This is a genomic window from Allobosea sp. (assembly GCF_051860145.1).
Taxonomy (GTDB): domain Bacteria; phylum Pseudomonadota; class Alphaproteobacteria; order Rhizobiales; family Beijerinckiaceae; genus Allobosea.
The window spans coordinates 1-460 of sequence record NZ_JBHYEM010000046.1 but is presented as its reverse complement, the minus strand read 5'-3'; the positions used below and the strand labels follow the sequence as shown (position 1 = coordinate 460).

The window sequence follows — 460 nt, the reverse complement described above, 5'->3', positions numbered from 1 at the left end:
TGGTGGCTTGCGCCAGCGCGCGCTGATCGCCATGGCGCTTGCCTGCGAGCCACAGCTTCTCATCGCCGATGAACCGACCACGGCGCTGGATGTCACGACCCAGAAACAGATCCTGCAGCTCCTGCGACAGCTCGTTACCGAGCGGCAGATGGGGCTCGTCCTCATTACCCACGACCTCGGCGTGGTGGCAAATGTCTGTGATCGGGTCTATGTGATGTATGCTGGCCAGGTCATTGAGCATGCCGACGTCCATGACTTCTTCGAGCGACCACAGCACCCTTACTCGCAAGGACTGCTCGCCTCTCTGAAGAGCTTGAGTGAGGGCAACGAACGCTTGTCCTCTATCCCCGGCGTTGTGCCCAATCTGGTCGCGCCACCCTCGGGCTGCCGGTTCCGGGCACGCTGCCAGCACGCGTTAGATATCTGCGCTGTCCAGGACCCCACCATCCGGCTTTGCCAC

The 460-nt window shown here is 62.0% G+C and carries 1 protein-coding gene; it reads left to right on the top strand.

Annotation, left to right across the window (positions count from 1 at the left end):
* Positions 1–460, top strand: a 460-nt coding sequence (locus tag ACTIF2_RS27585) for an oligopeptide/dipeptide ABC transporter ATP-binding protein (RefSeq protein ID WP_439500339.1), incomplete at both ends; no start/stop codon positions are given.